Consider the following 16,888-nt stretch of genomic DNA (forward strand, 5'->3'; position numbering starts at 1 on the left):
CGTTCGACTTGCATGTGTTAAGCACGCCGCCAGCGTTCGTCCTGAGCCAGGATCAAACTCTCCGTAAAAAAATTACGACCCCCAACCCCGAAGAGAAGGAGAGTCAAGTTTGACCTCTAGCAAATAAGACATCTCTCCGACCCGAAAGCCGGAAGCTGACATCAATTTCCAAAGGAATCCCAACCCGATCCGAAGATCAAGGCCGGGGTATAAAATTGGCATTGAACATAGTGCACGCTGTTGAGTTCTCAAGAATCGGACACATCCCGCCTCCACACCAGAACGGTGCTTCACAACGAAAGTGATCGAAGTTTGCTGTACGAGGGCGTGAGCCACTCGATTTGTCTTACTTGCCGAGACCGGTTAGGCTTGTCAGAACCGAAGTCCCGATCGCCTCCGTGGCAACTCGACTAACTTAGCACATCCGCAGGCCGTGTCAAGTCCGGCTTCTTCGTGGTGTTCGTTGCGCGATCGAGGACCGCACCGCTGCACCGGGCTCGGCCGTGAGGCCTTGCAACGAAGCCGGGACCGTGTCCCGTGGAGGCTTTGCATCTTACGCTCGCGATCCCGCAGTCTTCAAGAGACGAATCTCTAACAGGCCTGGGAGCGAGGGGATGGTCCCCGCTTGAGGTGGGCCAGCTGGTCTCGACGCTCTGCGCCTGACTCCCGCTTGCCGCTCCTTTGGGGTGACGAGGAGTTACATTACGTCGGGCCTCGGCCGAGCGGCAAATCGCCTGCGTCCCGGGCGTGTCGCGATTCAAGGGCTCTGCGTCGCTGAGTGTCCGACTCGGTACCCGACACCGGACATCCGGCTACCGGCTACCGGCTACCGGACACCGAGCTGATGAGACCGCCGACGCCGTCATCGCCCGCGTCCGCTCGAGGACAGCGGGCACGCGGTCAGCGGACGAAGGCCCCGGCGAAGCTCTTCTTGCCGCGACGGAGGACGGCGATCCCGTCGATCAACGGAAGCTCGCCGAGCGTGACGGTCTCGGACGGGAGGGCGGTGTTGTTCACCGAGAGCCCGCCCTGGGCGAGAGCCCGCCGCGCCTCCCCCGTGCTGGCGACGAGTCCGGTCTCGACGAACGCCTGCAGCGCCGGCGTCTCCGGGGTCGCCTCCATCGAGGGCACCGCCTCGAGCGCGCCGCGGAGGATGACCGGGTCGATCCCCTCGAGCGAGCCCTTGCCGAAGAGCGCGGCCGAGGCGTCGATCACCGAGCGCGTCGCCTCCGCTCCGTGCACCAGCGACGTGACCTCCCAGGCGAGCGCGCGCTGCGCCTCCCGGCGGAACGGCTCGTCGGCGGCGGCCTTCTCCAGGCGCTCGATCTCCGTGCGCGGCAGGAAGGTGAAGATCCGCAGGCGGTCGGCGACGTCACGGTCGTCCGTGTTGACCCAGAACTGGTAGAACGCGTACGGGCTGGTGAGCTCGGAGTCGAGCCAGACGGCGTTGCCCTCGCTCTTGCCGAACTTGGTGCCGTCGGAGTTCATCACCAGCGGTGTGCCGATCGCGTGGACCGACACGCCCTCCGTGCGGTGGATGAGGTCGGTCCCGCTCGTCAGGTTGCCCCACTGGTCGCTGCCGCCGGTCTGCAGGACGCACCCGTACTGCCGGTAGAGCTCCAGGTAGTCGAGACCCTGCAGGATCTGGTAGCTGAACTCGGTGTAGCTGATCCCCGCGTCGGAGTTGAGGCGGGCGCTGACCGCGTCCTTCTTGAGCATCGTCCCCACGCGGAAGTGCTTCCCGATCTCCCGCAGGAAGTCGATCGCCGACAGCGGAGCGGTCCAGTCGAGGTTGTTGACCAGACGCAGCCCGTTGTCGCCGCCCGCGGGAACGAACCGGGACACCTGCGCCTGGAGGCGCTCGACCCACGCCGTCACCGTCTCGCGCGAGTTCAGCGTCCGCTCGGCCGTCGGACGCGGATCCCCGATCAGCCCGGTCGAGCCGCCGACGAGCCCGAGCGGCCGATGCCCGGCCAGCTGGAGCCGGCGCATGACGATCAGCTGCACCAGGTTCCCGAGGTGGAGGCTGGGCGCGGTCGGGTCGAACCCGCAGTAGTAGGTGATCGGCTCCCCCGACAGCAGCTCGCGCAGCGCTCCCGCATCGGTCGACACGTGCACCGAGCCTCGCCAGACCAGCTCGTCCCACACGGAGTCGAAGGCGGGGTCGAGCTGCGGGCTCGTCGCGGACCCGGGGAGGTGCTGGTCGATCACCCGACCAGGCTACCGCGGCGGGAAGGAGCCGGTCTCCGCCAGTCAAGCGCACGGGCTTGATCCCGGGCGATCAAGTGTCGATACTTGATCGAGGAGGTCCGATGTTCGTCGTCACCGCGGATCAGCGCGACAGCAGGCACGACCACGACCGCGTGGACCAGGTGATCGCGAGCCTGATCGACGACGGTCGGGCGTCGTTCGTCCTGCCCCCGGAGCGGACGGCGGGCGACGAGTTCCAGTGCGTGCTCGACCGGGCCGATGCCGTCGTCGCGCTCGTGCTCGAGCTGCACCGGACCGGCCACTGGAGCATCGGCCTCGGGATCGGACCCGTCGACCGGCCACTCCCCGCGACCACGAGAGCGGCGACCGGGGAGGCGTACTTCGCGGCGCGCCGGGCGGTCGAGGCGGCGAAGGGCCGGCCGACGCGCTTCTCCCTCGATCCGGACGCACCGGGAACGGCGGCGCCGGCACCGGCGGACGTCCAGGCGCTGATCGATCCGCTCCTCCTGCTGCGCGACGCGCGCTCCGAGGCCGGCTGGCAGATCGTCGACCTGCTCGAGAGCGGCCTCTCCCAGAAGGATGCGGCCGAGCGCCTCGCCGTCAGCCCGCAGGCGGTCAGCCTCCGGGTCCGCGCGGCGAGTGCTCGAGTCGACGCTCCCGCCCGTGACGCGCTCGCGCGCCTGCTGACAGTGGTCGACCGTACGCTCGACCCCACCGACGAGAGGACACCCCGATGACGGCACCCCCCGGATCCCCCGCCCTGCTCCTCGCCTCCGCGCTGCAGTCCGCCTCGTGGACGGGCGTGGTGCTCGTGCTGCTCGCCGGACTCGCCGGTGCGGTGCTCGCCGTGCGCCTTCGCCGTCCGCAGCTCGCCTGGATCCCCCTCGTGGCGGCGGCCGCCGCCTTCCTGCTCACGGCGGTCGCCGGACCGTCCGCGCCCCCGATCCACTCCGTCCTGGTGGCGGTGCTGGCCTTCGCGCTGGCGATCGCGGGCGGCGGGCCGGTCGTGCTGCTCACCCTCCGGCTCGCGAGGGCCGACTCCCGCAGCGGCAGCCACGGCGGCATCATGGTCGCCGGAACCTCCCGCCCCGCCGCCGGGAGCGCGCCCTCGGCGATCGGCCAGCCGATCGAGGTGCTGCGCGGGGGGACGACGATCGGGGTCCTCGAGCGGATCGCGACGGCCGGCGCACTGATGAGCGGTCTCCCCGAGGGGATCGCGGTCGTGGTGGCGATCAAGGGCGTCGGCCGCTTCAGCGAGCTCGCCTCCCCGGAGGCGCGCGAGCGGTTCATCATCGGCACGCTGGCGAGCCTCGCCTGGGCGGCGGCTCTCGGCGTTCTCGCCCGGCTCTACCTCGCGGGCTGAGCTCCGGGCCGCCGCCGGGGCACTGCTCTCCGGTAGGGCGAGACGGTGGGGTCGCCCGGGATGCTGAAGCGCCACGGGAAGTCGTCCCCGCCGCCCGGGCCCGAGACTCCGGTGCGCGGGCCCGCCGCCACGGAGGACGGCCTCTCCCCCGGCAGCAGCTCGAACGCCGCCTCGAGCGGGTCGCCCGACTCGGTGAGACGGACTCCGAGGGCCTTCGCCAGCCGTGCGGGTCCGCGGGCCAGATCCCGGCTGCGAACGGGTCCGCGCCGGATCATCGCGAGATCCTCCCCCGATACGACCTCGCCGGCGCGCAGCAGCACCGCCGACGCCGTGCCCGCCGGGGAGCAGACGATGTTCACGCAGGTGTGCATCCCGTAGGTGAAGTACGCGTACACGGACCCGGGCGGACCGAACATGGGAGCCGTCCGGGGTGTCGGTCCGCGGTGCGCATGCGAGCCCGGATCCTCACCGGTTCCGAGGTACGCCTCGACCTCGGTCAGCCGGACGCCGACCACGCCCTCCGGCGTGCGGTGCAGGAGGACGCGGCCGAGCAGCTCCGGTGCCACCTCGAGGGCCGAGCGCGCGAGGTCGGGGAGGTCGGCGCTCAGAAGAAGCTCTGGCCCGACACGAGGGTGATCACGATCACCGCGACGATGACGACTGCGGCGACGAGCACCAGAGTCCGCTGCTGCCAGGGGCGCAGCGGCGGACGGCCGTCGTCGCCCGGCGCTCCTCGAAGGGTCACGGGCGCTCCCCCCGGAGGGATCCGCGCACGACCCGGACGCGCTCGGTCAGCCGGGCGAGCTGCTCCGAGACGCGGTCGGGAGCCGTGCCGCCGACACCGTCCCGGCTCGCCACCGATCCCTCGATGCTGAGAACGGAGCGCACGTCGGGCGTGAGCAGCGGCGACACCGAGGCGAGCGCGGCGTCGTCGAGATCCTCGAGCCCCCTCCCCTGCGACTCCGCCAGCTTGACCAGCTCGCCGGTGATCTCGTGGGCGTCCCGGAAGGGCACGTGCTTCTTCACGAGCCACTCGGCCACGTCGGTCGCGAGGGAGAAGCCCTGGGGCGCGAGCTCCGCCATCCGGTCGGTGTGGAAGGTGAGGGTCGCGATCATGCCGGTGAACGCGGGCAGCAGGACCTCGAGGGTCGTCACCGAGTCGAAGACCGGCTCCTTGTCCTCCTGCAGGTCGCGGTTGTAGGCGAGCGGCAGCGCCTTGAGGGTCGCGAGCAGCCCGGTGAGGTTGCCGATCAGCCGGCCGGACTTCCCCCGGGCGAGCTCGGCGATGTCGGGGTTCTTCTTCTGCGGCATGATCGAGGACCCGGTCGAGTAGCCGTCGTCGAGCGTGACGAAGGCGAACTCCCGCGTGTTCCAGAGGATGACCTCCTCCGCGATGCGCGAGACGTCGATCCCGATCATGGCGCTGACGAAGGCGAACTCGGCGACGAGGTCGCGGCTGGCCGTCCCGTCGATCGAGTTCGGCACGCTCGACGCGAAGCCGAGATCGCGGGCGACCGCCTCGGCGTCCAGGCCGAGGGTCGAGCCGGCGAGGGCGCCCGAGCCGTAGGGCGAGACGTCCGCCCGGACGGCCCAGTCCCGCAGGCGCTCCAGATCGCGCAGCAGCGCCCAGCCGTGGGCGAGCAGATGGTGCGCGAGGAGCACGGGCTGAGCGTGCTGGAGGTGGGTGCGCCCGGGCATGATCGCCGTCGGGTGCGCCGACGCCTGCGCGGCGAGGGCGTCGATGAGCTGCACCACCAGCTCCGAGACGAGCGCCGCGTGGTCGCGGAGGTACATCCGGACGAAGGTGGCGATCTGGTCGTTGCGCGAGCGCCCCGCGCGGAGCTTGCCGCCGAGCTCGGGACCGGCTTCGAGCATCAGGCCGCGCTCGAGGGCGCCGTGCACGTCCTCGTCGGATTCGTCGGCGGCGAAGCTCCCGTCGGCGACGGCAGCCTCGAGCCGGTCGAGCGCCGCGAGCATCGCGGTGAGCTCGGCGTCGTCGAGGTAGCCCGCTCCGGCGAGCGCCCGGGCGTGGGCGCGGGAGCCGGCGAGGTCGTAGGGGGCGAGCTGCCAGTCGAAGTGGGTCGACCTCGAGAGCGCGGCGAGCTCGGGCGAGGGGCCGCCGGCGAAGCGGCCGCCCCAGAGGGCTCCGGCCTCGCCCGCGCGGGCGGAGGGTCGTTCCGTCATGGTTCTCCTCGGGTTCGGCTGTCGAGTCTACTGAGCCGCGTCGGCGGTGCCGGCGCGCTCCAGGAGCCACACGAGCAGGGCCTTCTGCGCGTGCAGGCGGTTCTCCGCCTCATCCCAGATCACGCTCTGCGGGCCGTCGATCACGTCGGCGGTCACCTCGTAGCCGCGATCCGCGGGCAGGCAGTGCAGGAACAGCGCGTCGGGAGCGGCAGCGGCCATCGTGGCCGCGTCGACCCGGTAGGCGCCGAAGGTCGCGACGCGCGCCGCCTTCTCGTCCTCCTTGCCCATCGACACCCACGTGTCCGTGATCACGATGTCGGAGCCGGCCGCGCCCTCGTCGGGGTCGGTCGTGGTGATCGCCGATCCGCCGGTGGTCGCGGCGATGCGCTGCGCATCGGCCAGGACCGCCGCGTCCGGCGAGTACGACTCCGGAGAGACGATGCGGACGTGCATGCCGGCCGTGGCCCCCGCCAGGAGGTACGAGTGCGCCATGTTGCTCGCTCCGTCGCCGAAGAACGTGAGCGTGAGGCCGGCGAGGCGACCGCGGTGCTCGCGGATGGTCAGCAGGTCGGCGAGGAGCTGGCACGGGTGGAACTCGTCCGAGAGCGCGTTGACGACCGGCACGCGCGTGCTGCGCGCCATCTCCTCCAGGCCCGACTGCGCGTAGGTGCGCCACACGATGGCGGCGACCTGGCGCTCCAGGACCCGCGCCGTGTCGGAGGCGGTCTCCTTGCCGCCGAGCTGGCTGCTCGCGGTCGAGATGATCAGGGGGCTGCCGCCGAGATCGGCGATGCCGACCGCGAAGGAGACGCGGGTGCGCGTGGAGGACTTGTCGAAGATCACGGCGACGGTCTGCGGCCCGGCGAGGGGCTTCCGGGAGAAGCGGTCGCGCTTGAGCTCGAGGGCGAGGTCGAGGATCTCGGCCTGCTCGGCGGGAGTGATGTCGTCGTCGCGGAGGAAGTGGCGGGTCACGGTGCTGGTCGCTTTCGGTGGAGGTACGGGGTCAGAGGGTCTGCAGTGCGCGGCCGAAGCGCTCGGCGAACTCGGCGACGTCGGCGGCGGTCACCACGAGCGGAGGCGCGAGCCGGACGCTCGAGTCGTTCGCCGCGTTCACGATCAGGCCGGCGTCGAGGCAGGCGGCGGCGAGCTCGGCGGCGACCGGCCGGGTCAGGGCGATGCCCAGGAGGAGGCCCGCGCCGCGGACCCCTCCGATCAGGGGCGAGTCGAGAGCGGTCAGCGCGTCGACGATCTGCGCCCCGCGCTCCCGCGCGTTGCCGAGAAGGTCGGCGCGCTCGATCTCGGCGAGCACGGCTCCGGCCACGGCGGTCGCGAGCGGATTGCCGCCGAACGTGCTGCCGTGGTGGCCCTTCTGCAGGAGGTCGGACGCCTCGCCGAAGGTCACCAGCGCTCCGACGGGGAAGCCTCCGCCGAGCCCCTTGGCCAGGGTGACGGCGTCGGGCAGGATCCCCGCCTCCTGGTACGCGAACCAGCGTCCGGTCCGCCCGACCCCGGTCTGGATCTCGTCGACGATGAGCAGCGCGCCGTGCTCGCGGGTGAGCTCCCGCGCGCGCTCGAGGTAGCCGGCCGGCAGCGGGATGACGCCCGCCTCCCCCTGGATGGGCTCGACGATCAGCGCGGCGACGGACTCGTCGAGAGCCGCCTCGAGGGCCTCGATGCTCGCCTCGAGGTGCTCGACCCCTCCCGGCATCGGCTCGAACGGCGCGCGCATGGCCGCCTTGCCGGTCAGCGCGAGCGCGCCCATCGTCCGCCCGTGGAACGCGTTCTGCAGCGCCAGGACGCGGTGCCGGCCGCCGGCCGCGTTCAGCCGCGCCAGCTTGAAGGCCGCCTCGTTGGCCTCGGTGCCCGAGTTGGCGAAGTAGACGCGGCCCGTCTCCCCGGCCCCGGTGAGGCGGCGCAGGGTCTCGGCCAGCTCGATCTGCGGGGCGGTCGCGAAGTAGTTGGAGACGTGGGCGAGCGCACCGGCCTGGCGCGTCACGGCCTCGACGAACACGGGATGCGCATGGCCGAGCGAGTTGACGGCGATGCCGCCGAGGAAGTCGAGGTACTCCCGCCCGTCGACGTCCCAGACCCGGCAGCCCTCACCGCGCTCGAGCACGGCGAGCGGCGGCGCGAAGGTCTGCATCATCGCGGCGGAGTAGCGGTCGCGCGCCGAGCCGGTGCGGGACGCGGTCGTGGGGGTGGACATGGTGGCCTTTCGATCGGAGCGGTCCGGCCGCGAGGGCCGACGGTGCGCGCGTCCCGGACGGGACGGGCGCTCGGAGCCGGGGCCGCTGAGGATCAGCGGCCCGACATTCGCTCCCGGTCGCGGGGGTCGAGCGAGGCGACGACCTCGGTGCCGATGCCCTCCGAGGTGAACACCTCGAGCAGGATCGAGTGCGGGATGCGGCCGTCGATGATGGCGGCCTTGGGCACTCCCCCGCGCACGGCGTCGAGGCAGGCGGTCATCTTGGGGATCATGCCCGATTCGAGCGAGGGCAGCAGAGCCGCGAGGTCGTCCGAGCGGATGTGCGAGACGAGCGACTCGCGGTCGGGCCAGTCGGAGTAGAGGCCGGCCACGTCGGTGAGGACGACGAGCTTCTCGGCGCCGAGCGCGACGGCCAGCGCGGCGGCGGCGGCGTCGGCGTTGACGTTCAGCGACTGCGTGGGGTCGTCCGAATCGGGGGCGATCGAGGACACGACCGGGATCCGGCCGGCCTCGAGCTGAGCGAGGACGGCGGCGGGGTCCACAGCGATCACGTCTCCGACGAGTCCGAGGTCGTGCTCCTCGCCGTCGATCACGACACCGCGGCGGCGGCCGACGAAGAGGCCCGCGTCCTCACCGGAGATGCCGGCGGCGAGGGGGCCGTGCTCGTTGATCCGGCGGACGATGTCGCGGCTGATGCTGCCGGTGAGCACCATCCGCACCACCTCCATCGCCTCGGGGCTCGTGACCCGGTAGCCGCCCCGGAACTCGCTCTCGATCCCGAGCCGGTCGAGCATCCGCGAGATCTGCGGCCCGCCGCCGTGGACGACCACGGGGCGGATCCCGGCGTAGCGCAGGTAGACCATGTCCTGGGCGAAGGAGCGCTGCAGCTCCTCCGACACCATCGCGTTGCCGCCGAACTTGATCACCATCGTGCGCCCGTGGAAGCTCTGCAGCCAGGGCAGCGACTCGATGAGCGTCGCGGCCTTCCCGGGTGCGGCGTCGCGCTCGGCGCGGCTCTCGGCCGAGAGGGTGGTGTCGTCGCTCATGGCCGCCTCAGCTCGAGTACGCGGAGTTCTCGTGCACGTAGTCGTGCGTGAGGTCGTTGGTCCAAATCGTGGCCGTCGCGTCGCCGGCGTGCAGGTCGATGTCGACGGCGACCTGCCGAGGGGCGAGGTCGACGAGGTCGCGGCTCTCGTGCGGCTCGCCCGCGAGGCAGACCTGCACCCCGTTCATCGCGACGTCGATGCCGTACGGGTCGAACTGCGCATCGGTCGTGCCCACGGCGGCGAGGACGCGGCCCCAGTTGGGGTCCTTGCCGAAGATCGCGGCCTTGAACAGGTTGCTGCGGGAGACGGCGCGGGCGACGACCACGGCCTCGTCCTCGGTCGCGGCGTTCAGCACGCGGATCGCGACGTCGTGGTCGGCGCCCTCCGCGTCGGCCTGCAGCTGCAGGGTGAGGTCGCGGCAGACCGCGGTCAGGGCCGCGGTGAACTCGTCGGCGTCGGCCTCGACGCCGCTGGCGCCGCTCGCGAGCAGTGCGACGGTGTCGTTCGTCGACATGCAGCCGTCCGAGTCGAGGCGGTCGAAGGTGACGCGGGTCGCGGCGCGCAGGGCGGTGTCGAGAGCGGCGGACTCGAGAGCCGCGTCGGTCGTGATCACGACCAGCATCGTCGCCAGACCCGGCGCGAGCATCCCGGCGCCCTTGGCCATGCCGCCGATGCTCCAGCCCTGCTCGGAACGGACCACCGCCTGCTTCGGGACCGTGTCGGTGGTCATGATCGCGCGGGCGGCCGCCTCGCCCGCCTCGGGTCCCCCGGCGAGCTCGGCGGAGGCGCCGGTCACGCCGGTGGTGAGCTTCGCGAGATCGAGCTGGTCGCCGATCAGCCCGGTGGAGCACACCAGCACGTCGCCGGCGGACACCTCGAGGCTCTCGCCCACGAGCTCCGCGGTGCGGTGGGTGACCTGGAAGCCCTGAGCACCCGTGTAGCAGTTGGCGCCGCCGGAGTTGAGGACGATCGCCGAGACGACGCCGTCGCGCATCACCTGCTCGCTCCAGAGGACGGGGTTCGCCTTGCAGCGGTTGCTGGTGAAGACCGCGGCGGCGCTCTGCAGCGGGCCGAGGTTCTGCACGAGCGCGACGTCGCGCGCTCCGGTCGACTTCAGCCCGGCGACGACTCCGGCCGCCCGGAACCCTGCTGCTGCGGTGACGCTCACGGCGCGACTCCGTTCACGCTCAGGCCGAGGGACTCCGGGAGTCCCAGGGCGATGTTGGTGGACTGGACGGCCGCGCCCGCGGTGCCCTTGACCAGGTTGTCGATGGCCGAGACGACCACGACCCGGCGGGCCCGCTCGTCCACGGCGAGTCCGATCAGAGCGGTGTTCGCCCCTACCACGTCGGCCGTCCGGGGGAAGGAGCCCTCCGGGAGCAGCTGGACGAAGGTCTCGTCGCCGTAGGCGGTCTCCCACGCGGCGCGCACGTCCTGCGCCGAGACGCCGGGAGCGAGGCGCGCGGTCGAGGTCGCCAGGATGCCCCGGGACATCGGCACGAGGACCGGCGTGAACGAGATCGAGACGGGTCCGGCTCCGGCGAGCAGGAGGTTCTGCCGGATCTCGGGATTGTGACGGTGCGCTCCGCCGAGGCCGTAGGCGTGCGCGGAGCCGAGGAGCTCGCTGGCGAGGAGGTCGGTCCGCAGGCTCTTGCCCGCACCCGAGGGGCCGACGGCGAGGACCGCGACGAGGTCCGACGACTCGATCACTCCGGCGTGCAGACCGGGGGCCAGGCCGAGCGTGATCGCCGTGACGTTGCAGCCGGGGACGGCGATGCGCCGCACTCCGGCGAGCGCCTCGCGCTGCTTGCGTCCGCCGCCGCCGATCAGCAGCTCCGGGAGCCCGTAGGGCCAGGCCCCGGCGAAGTCGCCCCCATAGAAGTCGGCCCAGTCCTGCGGGTCGGTCAGGCGGTGGTCGGCGCCGCAGTCGACGACGAGGACGTCCTCGGGGAGGGTCGCGGTGATCTCGCCCGACTTCCCGTGCGGGAGGGCGAGGAAGACGACGTCGTGCCCGGCGAGGTTCCCGGTCGTCGTGTCGACGAGGACGAGGTCGCGGAGCGAGCGGAGGTGCGGGTGCACAGCGATGAGGGGCTGACCCGCGTTGGCGTGCGCCGTCACCGTGCGCACCTCGAACTCGGGGTGGTCGGCGAGCAGTCGCAGCAGCTCGCCGCCCGCGTAGCCGCTCGCACCGGCCACCGCCACGGAGAAAGTCATGCCCGAGAGCCTAGCCGGTGCGGGTGCGGGGCCCCGCCCGGCCGAGCCGGACGGGACCCCCGGCCTCACTCGCGGAGTCGGGCGCCGAAGCGCTCCGCCGCGACGGCCACGCCGCTCTCCTTCGCGGCCGTCGCCTCGGCCGCGGTGAGCGTGCGGTCCGGCGCACGGAAGCGCAGCGCGAACGTCAGCGACTTCGTCCCCTCGGCGAGCCCGGTGCCGCGGTAGTCGTCGACCAGGCGGATCGCCTCGAGCAGCTCGCCCGCCCCCTCGGCGACGGCGGCGCGCACCTCGGCGGCCGCGGTGCCGACCGGCACGACGAGCGAGAGGTCCTGGGTCGCGGCGGGCAGCGCGCCCACCGGACGGGCCACGACGACCCTCCCGGCCCGCGCGATCAGCGGCTCCAGGTCGAGCTCGACCACGGCGACGCGGCGCGGGAGGTCGAGCTCCTCGGCGAGCGCCGGGAGCAGCTCCCCCGCGTGCCCGATGACCGCGCCGTCGAGAACGACCTCGGCGGTGCGGCCCGGGTGCAGCGCTGCATGTGCCCCCTGGCGCAGCACCAGCTCGGTGCCGGTCGCCGCGGAGACCTCGCGGACCACGTCGAGGGCGTCGCGCCAGTCGACGTCACGGCCGGCGACACCGGGCTGGCGCACGACGGCGGCACCCGTGAGCAGCGCCGCGAGGTGCCGCGGCTGCGGTGGGATGCCCGCGTTCAGCTCGGCCTCGACCTCCGCGGACGGACGCGCCCCGCCCGCAGGAAGCGCCCCGGAGCCGAACGGGCCGCCGACGGCCGGGAGGAAGACGGAGCCGAGCTCGTAGACCGCGAGATCCGTCAGGCCGCGCGAGCGGTTGCGGGCCGCGACCTGCACGAGACCCGGCAGCAGCGAGATCCGCAGCTGGCCCGCGGTCGCGTCGAGCGGGTTCGCGAGCGTGATCTGCTCCTGCGGCTCCCCGTCGACCGAGCCGAGCCGGTCGTTGATCGAGCGCGAGAGGAACGGGTACGAGAGCACCTCGGTAAGACCCGCGGCGGCGAGCGCCTGGGCGAGGGTGCGGCGCAGCCTCTGGCCCGGGGTCAGACCGCGGCCGGGAGGCGCGACGGGCAGGATCGCCGGGATGCGGTCGTACCCGGTGATGCGGGCGACCTCCTCCGCGAGCGAGGCGCGGTCGACGAGGTCCGGGCGCCAGCTCGGCGGAGTCACCAGCAGGCCCGCTCCGCCGGCCTCGACGGAAGCGCCGATCTCGACGAGCGCGCCGCGGATCTCCTCCGGGGTGTACTCCACCCCGATGAGGCCTGCGACGTAGCCGTCCGGCAGCTCGACCGGCTCCGCCGTGCGCGGGTCGGCCAGGACCGAGCCGAGCTCGTCCGCCGTGCCGCCGGCGAGCTCCACTAGCAGCTGCACCGCGCGGGCCGCGGCGACCGAGGCCACCTCGGGATCGACGCCGCGCTCGAAGCGCCGCGACGCCTCGCTCGGCAGCTTGTGCCGGCGAGCCGTCCGGGCGATCGAGACCGGGTCGAAGTTCGCCGCCTCGAGCAGGACGTCGGACGTGGCGTCCGAGATCTCGGTGCGCGCGCCCCCCATCACTCCGGCGAGGCCGATCGCCCCGCTGTCGTCGGCGATGACGAGGTCCTCCGCGTGCAGGCGCCGGGTCTGGCCGTCGAGCGTCTCGAGGGTCTCCCCCGGTGCGGCGCGGCGCACCACGATGCCGCCCTGCAGGGTCGCCAGGTCGTAGCCGTGCAGCGGCTGGCCCAGCTCGAACATCACGTAGTTGGTGATGTCCACGACGAGCGAGATCGAGCGGACGCCGGCCAGGCGCAGTCGCGCGAGCATCCACGGCGGCGTCGGTCGCGAGACGTCGACGCCCCGGACGACGCGCGTGACGAACACGGAGGCGCCGACACGGCCGCGGATCGGCGCCTCGTCGGCCACGGACACGGGGAAGACGGGCGCTGTCTCCGTGCGCTCGTGCGGAGGGAGCGCCTGAGCGGGGTCGCGGAAGGTGGCTCCGGTGGCGTGGGCGTACTCGCGGGCGATGCCACGGATCGAGAAGGCGTAGCCGCGGTCGGGCGTCACGTTGACCTCGACCGCGGCGTCGTCGAGACCGAGGAGCGCGACGGCGTCCGTGCCCGGCTCCGGGTCGAGCCCGAGCGAGGCGAGGCGGAGGATGCCCTCGCGGTCGTCCCCGAGGCCGAGCTCGCGGCTCGAGGCGATCATCCCGTCGGACACGTGCCCGTAGGTCTTCCGCGCGGAGATCGGGAACGGCCCGGGCAGGACCGCACCCGGCAGGGACACGACGACCTTGTCGCCGGCCGCGAAGTTGTGGGCTCCGCAGACGATGCCGCGGACGTCCTCTCCGCCGTCGGCGGCCCGCCCGCCCTCCGGAGCCACGCGGACGTGGCACCAGTTGATGGTCTTGCCGTTCTTCTGCGGCTCCGGAGCGAGGTCGAGCACCTCGCCGACGACGACGGGGCCGGTCACCTCGAAGCGGTGGACGTCCTCCTCCTCCAGGCCGACCGACACCAGGGCCGCGTGCACGGACTCCGTCGTGACGTCCTGCTCGAGGTCGACGTACTCCCCCAGCCAGCTCAGCGGGATGCGCATCAGATCACCATCCCGTACTGCTCGCTGAAGCGGACGTCGCCCTCGACCATGTCGCGCATGTCCTTCACGTCGTTGCGGAACATCAGGGTCCGCTCGATCCCCATGCCGAAGGCGAATCCGGAGTACTCCTCCGGGTCGATCCCGGCCGCGCGCAGCACGTTCGGATTCACCATGCCGCAGCCGCCCCACTCGATCCAGCGGGCACCGCCGACGAAGGTCGGGTGCCAGACGTCCAGCTCGGCGCTGGGCTCGGTGAAGGGGAAGTAGTTCGGGCGCAGGCGGATGCGCGCGTCGTCGCCGAAGAGGATCCGCGCGACGTGCTCGAGGGTGCCCCGCAGGTGCGCCATGGTCAGGCCGCGGTCGACGGCGAGACCCTCGAACTGCGTGAACACGGGCGTGTGAGTCGCGTCGAGCTCGTCGGTGCGGTACACCCGTCCGGGAGCGATCACGTAGAGCGGCAGCGGGCGCTCGAGCATCGAGCGGATCTGCACCGGCGAGGTGTGCGTGCGCAGCACCAGGTGCGAGTCGACGGGGTCGACGAAGAAGGTGTCCTGCATGGCGCGGGCCGGGTGGTCCTCGTCGAAGTTCAGGGCGTCGAAGTTGAACCACTCGTTCTCGAGCTCCGGCCCCTCCGCGATCTCCCAGCCCATCCCGACGAACACGTCGGCGATCGACTCCTGGAGCAGAGAGAGGGGGTGGCGGGCGCCGCGGCGCACGAAGCTGGCGCCGGCGGTGACGTCCACGCGCTCGGCCTCGAGCGCGGCCGCGTCCTCTGCCTCGACGAGCTCGGCCTCGCGGGCGGCGTAGGCGTCGCCCACCTGCTTGCGGGCACCGCCGACGAGCTTGCCGGACGCCGCCTTGTGCTCGGGCGGGACGGAGCGCATCTGCGCGTTGAGGCGGGCGAGGGCGGACCCCTCGCCGAGGTGGGCGGCTCGGGCGGACTTCAGAGCGGTGGAGTCGCCCGCCGCGCCGATGGCGGCGAGGGCGTCGGCGACCGCCGCGGAGACGGCCTCGTCGGTGATCGGGTTGCTGTCTGACACGATCCCCCAGTGTAGGCGAGGGCCTCCGCCCCCTCCCGCCGCCCGCGCGCGGTGCTCGTCGCGCTCGCCCGCGGCCAGGCCCCCGTCTGCGCCGACGGCTCTCGAAGCCCCGCCACCGGCGCTGCTCGACCAGCAGGGGCGGGTTCTCGCTACGCCGGGGTCGGAGGCTGCTCGACCGGCAGGAAGCTGGGCGCCGCCGGACGGGAAGACCCCCGGACCGATCGCGACTCCCCGATCACCACCGCCTCCGCGTCGACGACGCCGGAGCGGAGCACCACCGCTCGATGCGCTGAGCGATCGCCGGACCCTCGAGGCGAACGGAGGAATCGCGTGCGAGCGATTCCTCCTAGCCGGACGCAGGACGCTCTGCGGAACCCGACCCCGTCAGGAAGCCGACCGCGGTGAGGATCGCCCTCGGGCGATCCTCACAGTTCAATCCTGCACAGCGATCAGCTGCGTGTCCGTCTGCGCGCGGGCTGCGGGGTGGCCGCCGATGGTGCGGCCGCCGCGTCCGCCGCTCTTCGTGCGGATCTCGATCCACTTCGCCAGCCCCGAGAGGAGGAGGCAGATGCCGATGTAGATCGCTCCGATGACGATCGCCGCCGGGATGATCGGGCTGTCGAGGCTCGACTGGTTGCCCAGGTAGCGCGCGTAGTACAGCAGCTCGTTGTAGGTGATGATCGAGCCGAGCGCCGTGTCCTTGAGGGCGACGACGAGCTGGGCGATGATCACGGGCAGCATCGAGCGGATCGCCTGGGGGAACAGGATGAGCCGCATCACGCCGGACTTGCGCAGGCCGATCGCGTAGCCCGCCTCCTTCTGTCCTCGCGGGAGGGCTTCGATGCCGGCGCGGAAGATCTCGGAGAAGACGGAGCCGTTGTAGAGGGTCAGGGCGATGACGACGGCGAGGTAGGGGCTGAGCTTGAGGCCAGCGAACGGCAGGCCGTAGTACATCAGCATCATCAGGATCAGGACGGGGATCGCCCGGAACAGCTCGATGAAGAGCGTGACGGGGACGTTGATCCAGCGCCGGTCCGAGAGCCGGCCGATCGCCAGGAGGAGGCCGAGGACGAGGCTGGCGACGCCCGCCGTGGCGAAGGCCGCGAGCGTGCGGCCGAGGGCGCCGCCGATGCTCTGCCAGACCAGCGGGTAGCCGAACGCGCGCCACTTGGAGGCGTCGAACTGGCCGGACTCCGCGAAGCGCCAGACCACGAAGCCGAGGAACGCCGCGATCAGCAGGACGACGACGACGCCGATGACGCGGTTGCGCACGACGGCCCGGGGGCCGGGGTTGTCGAAGAGGACGGAGCTCATCGGGCGACCCTCCACTTCTTCTCGAGCTGACGTTGGACGAGCGAGAGCAGGGTGACCAGGACCACGAAGACCAGGGCCACCCAGAGGACGACGATGAGGCTGTTCTCGCCGCGCTCGTTGAGGACGCGGACGATGGTGCCCGCCTCCGCGACCGAGAAGCCGGCGGCGACGGTGGTGTTCTTCAGCAGCGCGATCAGGACGCTCATGAGCGGCGGGATCACGGAGCGGAAGGCCTGGGGCAGGACGACCTGCGTCATCGTGAGGCCGAAGTCGAGGCCGATCGCGCGGGCCGCCTCGGCCTGGCCGATCGGCACGGTGTTGATGCCCGACCGCAGCACCTCCGCGACGTAGGTCGCGGTGTAGAGGCTGAGGGCGCAGATCGCCAGGTTCGTGTAGTCCACCTGCGGCAGGTCGAGCTTGGGGTAGCCGAAGGCGAAGAAGAACATCACCAGCGTGAGCGGGGTGTTCCGGATGGTGTTCACGTACACCGTGCCGACCGCGCGGGCGATCGGGACGGGCGAGACGCGCATCGCGCCGACCACCGTGCCGATCAGCAGGGCGAACACGAGCGAGACGCTGAAGAGGATCAGGGTGTTGCCGAAGGCCGGGACGTAGACGTCGAGGTTGTTCAACAGGACATCCATGCGGCTGGCCCTTCTGTCGGAGCGGTGGTGGTGGTCGAGGAGAGGGGACCCCCGGGCGGCGGTCGGGCC

General features: G+C 72.1%; 15 protein-coding genes and 1 rRNA gene. 2 read left to right on the forward strand and 14 right to left on the reverse strand.

What is annotated here, in order from left to right; genetic code table 11:
• Positions 1-68: ribosomal RNA gene (locus C5C44_RS06215) — 16S ribosomal RNA — on the reverse strand; the annotation flags it as partial.
• Between the two features lie 832 nt (positions 69-900).
• Positions 901-2,211 carry a tyrosine--tRNA ligase gene (gene tyrS / locus C5C44_RS06220; protein WP_104250196.1) on the reverse strand — a complete coding sequence of 437 codons (1,311 nt, stop codon included), beginning with the start codon at positions 2,209-2,211 and terminating at the stop codon, positions 901-903.
• Between the two features lie 101 nt (positions 2,212-2,312).
• Here tyrS and C5C44_RS06225 point away from each other — a divergent pair, with 101 nt between their 5' ends.
• Positions 2,313-2,948 carry a DNA-binding protein gene (locus tag C5C44_RS06225; protein ID WP_104335537.1) on the forward strand — a complete coding sequence of 212 codons (636 nt, stop codon included), beginning with the start codon at positions 2,313-2,315 and terminating at the stop codon, positions 2,946-2,948.
• On the forward strand, positions 2,945-3,574 hold the full coding sequence (locus C5C44_RS17320) for a hypothetical protein (RefSeq protein WP_104335538.1): 630 nt from the start codon (positions 2,945-2,947) through the stop codon (positions 3,572-3,574). The genes C5C44_RS06225 and C5C44_RS17320 overlap by 4 nt, the downstream gene beginning before the upstream one ends.
• Here C5C44_RS17320 and C5C44_RS06235 read toward each other — a convergent pair.
• The 12 genes from C5C44_RS06235 to C5C44_RS06285 all read right to left on the reverse strand — a co-directional run bounded on the left by C5C44_RS06235 (position 3,559) and on the right by C5C44_RS06285 (position 16,819).
• Positions 3,559-4,182, reverse strand: coding sequence for a DNA-3-methyladenine glycosylase (locus C5C44_RS06235; protein WP_104226321.1), 624 nt, complete (start codon positions 4,180-4,182; stop codon positions 3,559-3,561). The two genes, C5C44_RS17320 and C5C44_RS06235, sit on opposite strands and share 16 nt — an antisense overlap.
• Entirely contained in the window at positions 4,179-4,319 is a 141-nt protein-coding gene (locus C5C44_RS16975) for a hypothetical protein (protein ID WP_160034127.1), read from the reverse strand. The genes C5C44_RS06235 and C5C44_RS16975 overlap by 4 nt, the downstream gene beginning before the upstream one ends.
• Complete coding sequence (gene argH, locus C5C44_RS06240; protein WP_104224500.1) at positions 4,316-5,758, reverse strand: argininosuccinate lyase; 1,443 nt, start codon at positions 5,756-5,758, stop codon at positions 4,316-4,318. Before argH ends, C5C44_RS16975 begins: the two co-directional genes overlap by 4 nt.
• Before the next feature lie 27 nt (positions 5,759-5,785).
• Entirely contained in the window at positions 5,786-6,730 is a 945-nt protein-coding gene (gene argF, locus C5C44_RS06245; RefSeq protein ID WP_104226319.1) for an ornithine carbamoyltransferase, read from the reverse strand.
• 31 nt (positions 6,731-6,761) lie between these two features.
• The gene (locus C5C44_RS06250; RefSeq protein ID WP_104313462.1) at positions 6,762-7,964 is read right to left on the reverse strand and encodes an acetylornithine transaminase; all 1,203 of its coding nucleotides are present in this window, start codon (positions 7,962-7,964) and stop codon (positions 6,762-6,764) included.
• Between the two features lie 92 nt (positions 7,965-8,056).
• Positions 8,057-9,010: an acetylglutamate kinase gene (argB, locus tag C5C44_RS06255; protein ID WP_104224497.1), complete on the reverse strand. Its 954-nt coding sequence runs from the start codon at positions 9,008-9,010 to the stop codon at positions 8,057-8,059.
• 7 nt (positions 9,011-9,017) lie between these two features.
• Positions 9,018-10,178 carry a bifunctional glutamate N-acetyltransferase/amino-acid acetyltransferase ArgJ gene (gene argJ, locus C5C44_RS06260; protein WP_104335539.1) on the reverse strand — a complete coding sequence of 387 codons (1,161 nt, stop codon included), beginning with the start codon at positions 10,176-10,178 and terminating at the stop codon, positions 9,018-9,020.
• Positions 10,175-11,224, reverse strand: a complete 1,050-nt coding sequence (gene argC / locus C5C44_RS06265; RefSeq protein ID WP_104226315.1) for an N-acetyl-gamma-glutamyl-phosphate reductase — start codon at positions 11,222-11,224, stop codon at positions 10,175-10,177. Before argC ends, argJ begins: the two co-directional genes overlap by 4 nt.
• A gap of 65 nt (positions 11,225-11,289) precedes the next feature.
• The gene (gene pheT / locus C5C44_RS06270) at positions 11,290-13,821 is read right to left on the reverse strand and encodes a phenylalanine--tRNA ligase subunit beta (RefSeq protein WP_104335540.1); all 2,532 of its coding nucleotides are present in this window, start codon (positions 13,819-13,821) and stop codon (positions 11,290-11,292) included.
• Positions 13,821-14,861 carry a phenylalanine--tRNA ligase subunit alpha gene (pheS, locus tag C5C44_RS06275; protein ID WP_104250188.1) on the reverse strand — a complete coding sequence of 347 codons (1,041 nt, stop codon included), beginning with the start codon at positions 14,859-14,861 and terminating at the stop codon, positions 13,821-13,823. Before pheS ends, pheT begins: the two co-directional genes overlap by 1 nt.
• Before the next feature lie 432 nt (positions 14,862-15,293).
• Positions 15,294-16,175, reverse strand: a complete 882-nt coding sequence (locus C5C44_RS06280) for an amino acid ABC transporter permease (RefSeq protein WP_104224492.1) — start codon at positions 16,173-16,175, stop codon at positions 15,294-15,296.
• Entirely contained in the window at positions 16,172-16,819 is a 648-nt protein-coding gene (locus tag C5C44_RS06285) for an amino acid ABC transporter permease (protein ID WP_104224491.1), read from the reverse strand. The genes C5C44_RS06280 and C5C44_RS06285 overlap by 4 nt, the downstream gene beginning before the upstream one ends.
• Between the last annotated feature and the right edge of the window lie 69 nt (positions 16,820-16,888).

It is taken from the genome of Rathayibacter sp. AY1F6 (genome assembly GCF_002932035.1).
Lineage (GTDB): Bacteria > Actinomycetota > Actinomycetes > Actinomycetales > Microbacteriaceae > Rathayibacter.

Excerpts from the sequence above, each read along its gene's own strand:
- pheT (WP_104335540.1), bottom strand. The coding sequence starts at position 13,821 with ATGCGCATCCCGCTGAGCTGGCTGGGGGAGTACGTCGACCTCGAGCAG.
- argC (WP_104226315.1), bottom strand. The coding sequence starts at position 11,224 with ATGACTTTCTCCGTGGCGGTGGCCGGTGCGAGCGGCTACGCGGGCGGC.
- C5C44_RS06225 (WP_104335537.1), top strand. The coding sequence starts at position 2,313 with ATGTTCGTCGTCACCGCGGATCAGCGCGACAGCAGGCACGACCACGAC.
- argH (WP_104224500.1), bottom strand. The coding sequence starts at position 5,758 with ATGACGGAACGACCCTCCGCCCGCGCGGGCGAGGCCGGAGCCCTCTGG.
- C5C44_RS06285 (WP_104224491.1), bottom strand. The coding sequence starts at position 16,819 with ATGGATGTCCTGTTGAACAACCTCGACGTCTACGTCCCGGCCTTCGGC.
- argB (WP_104224497.1), bottom strand. The coding sequence starts at position 9,010 with ATGAGCGACGACACCACCCTCTCGGCCGAGAGCCGCGCCGAGCGCGAC.
- C5C44_RS06250 (WP_104313462.1), bottom strand. The coding sequence starts at position 7,964 with ATGTCCACCCCCACGACCGCGTCCCGCACCGGCTCGGCGCGCGACCGC.
- C5C44_RS06280 (WP_104224492.1), bottom strand. The coding sequence starts at position 16,175 with ATGAGCTCCGTCCTCTTCGACAACCCCGGCCCCCGGGCCGTCGTGCGC.
- C5C44_RS17320 (WP_104335538.1), top strand. The coding sequence starts at position 2,945 with ATGACGGCACCCCCCGGATCCCCCGCCCTGCTCCTCGCCTCCGCGCTG.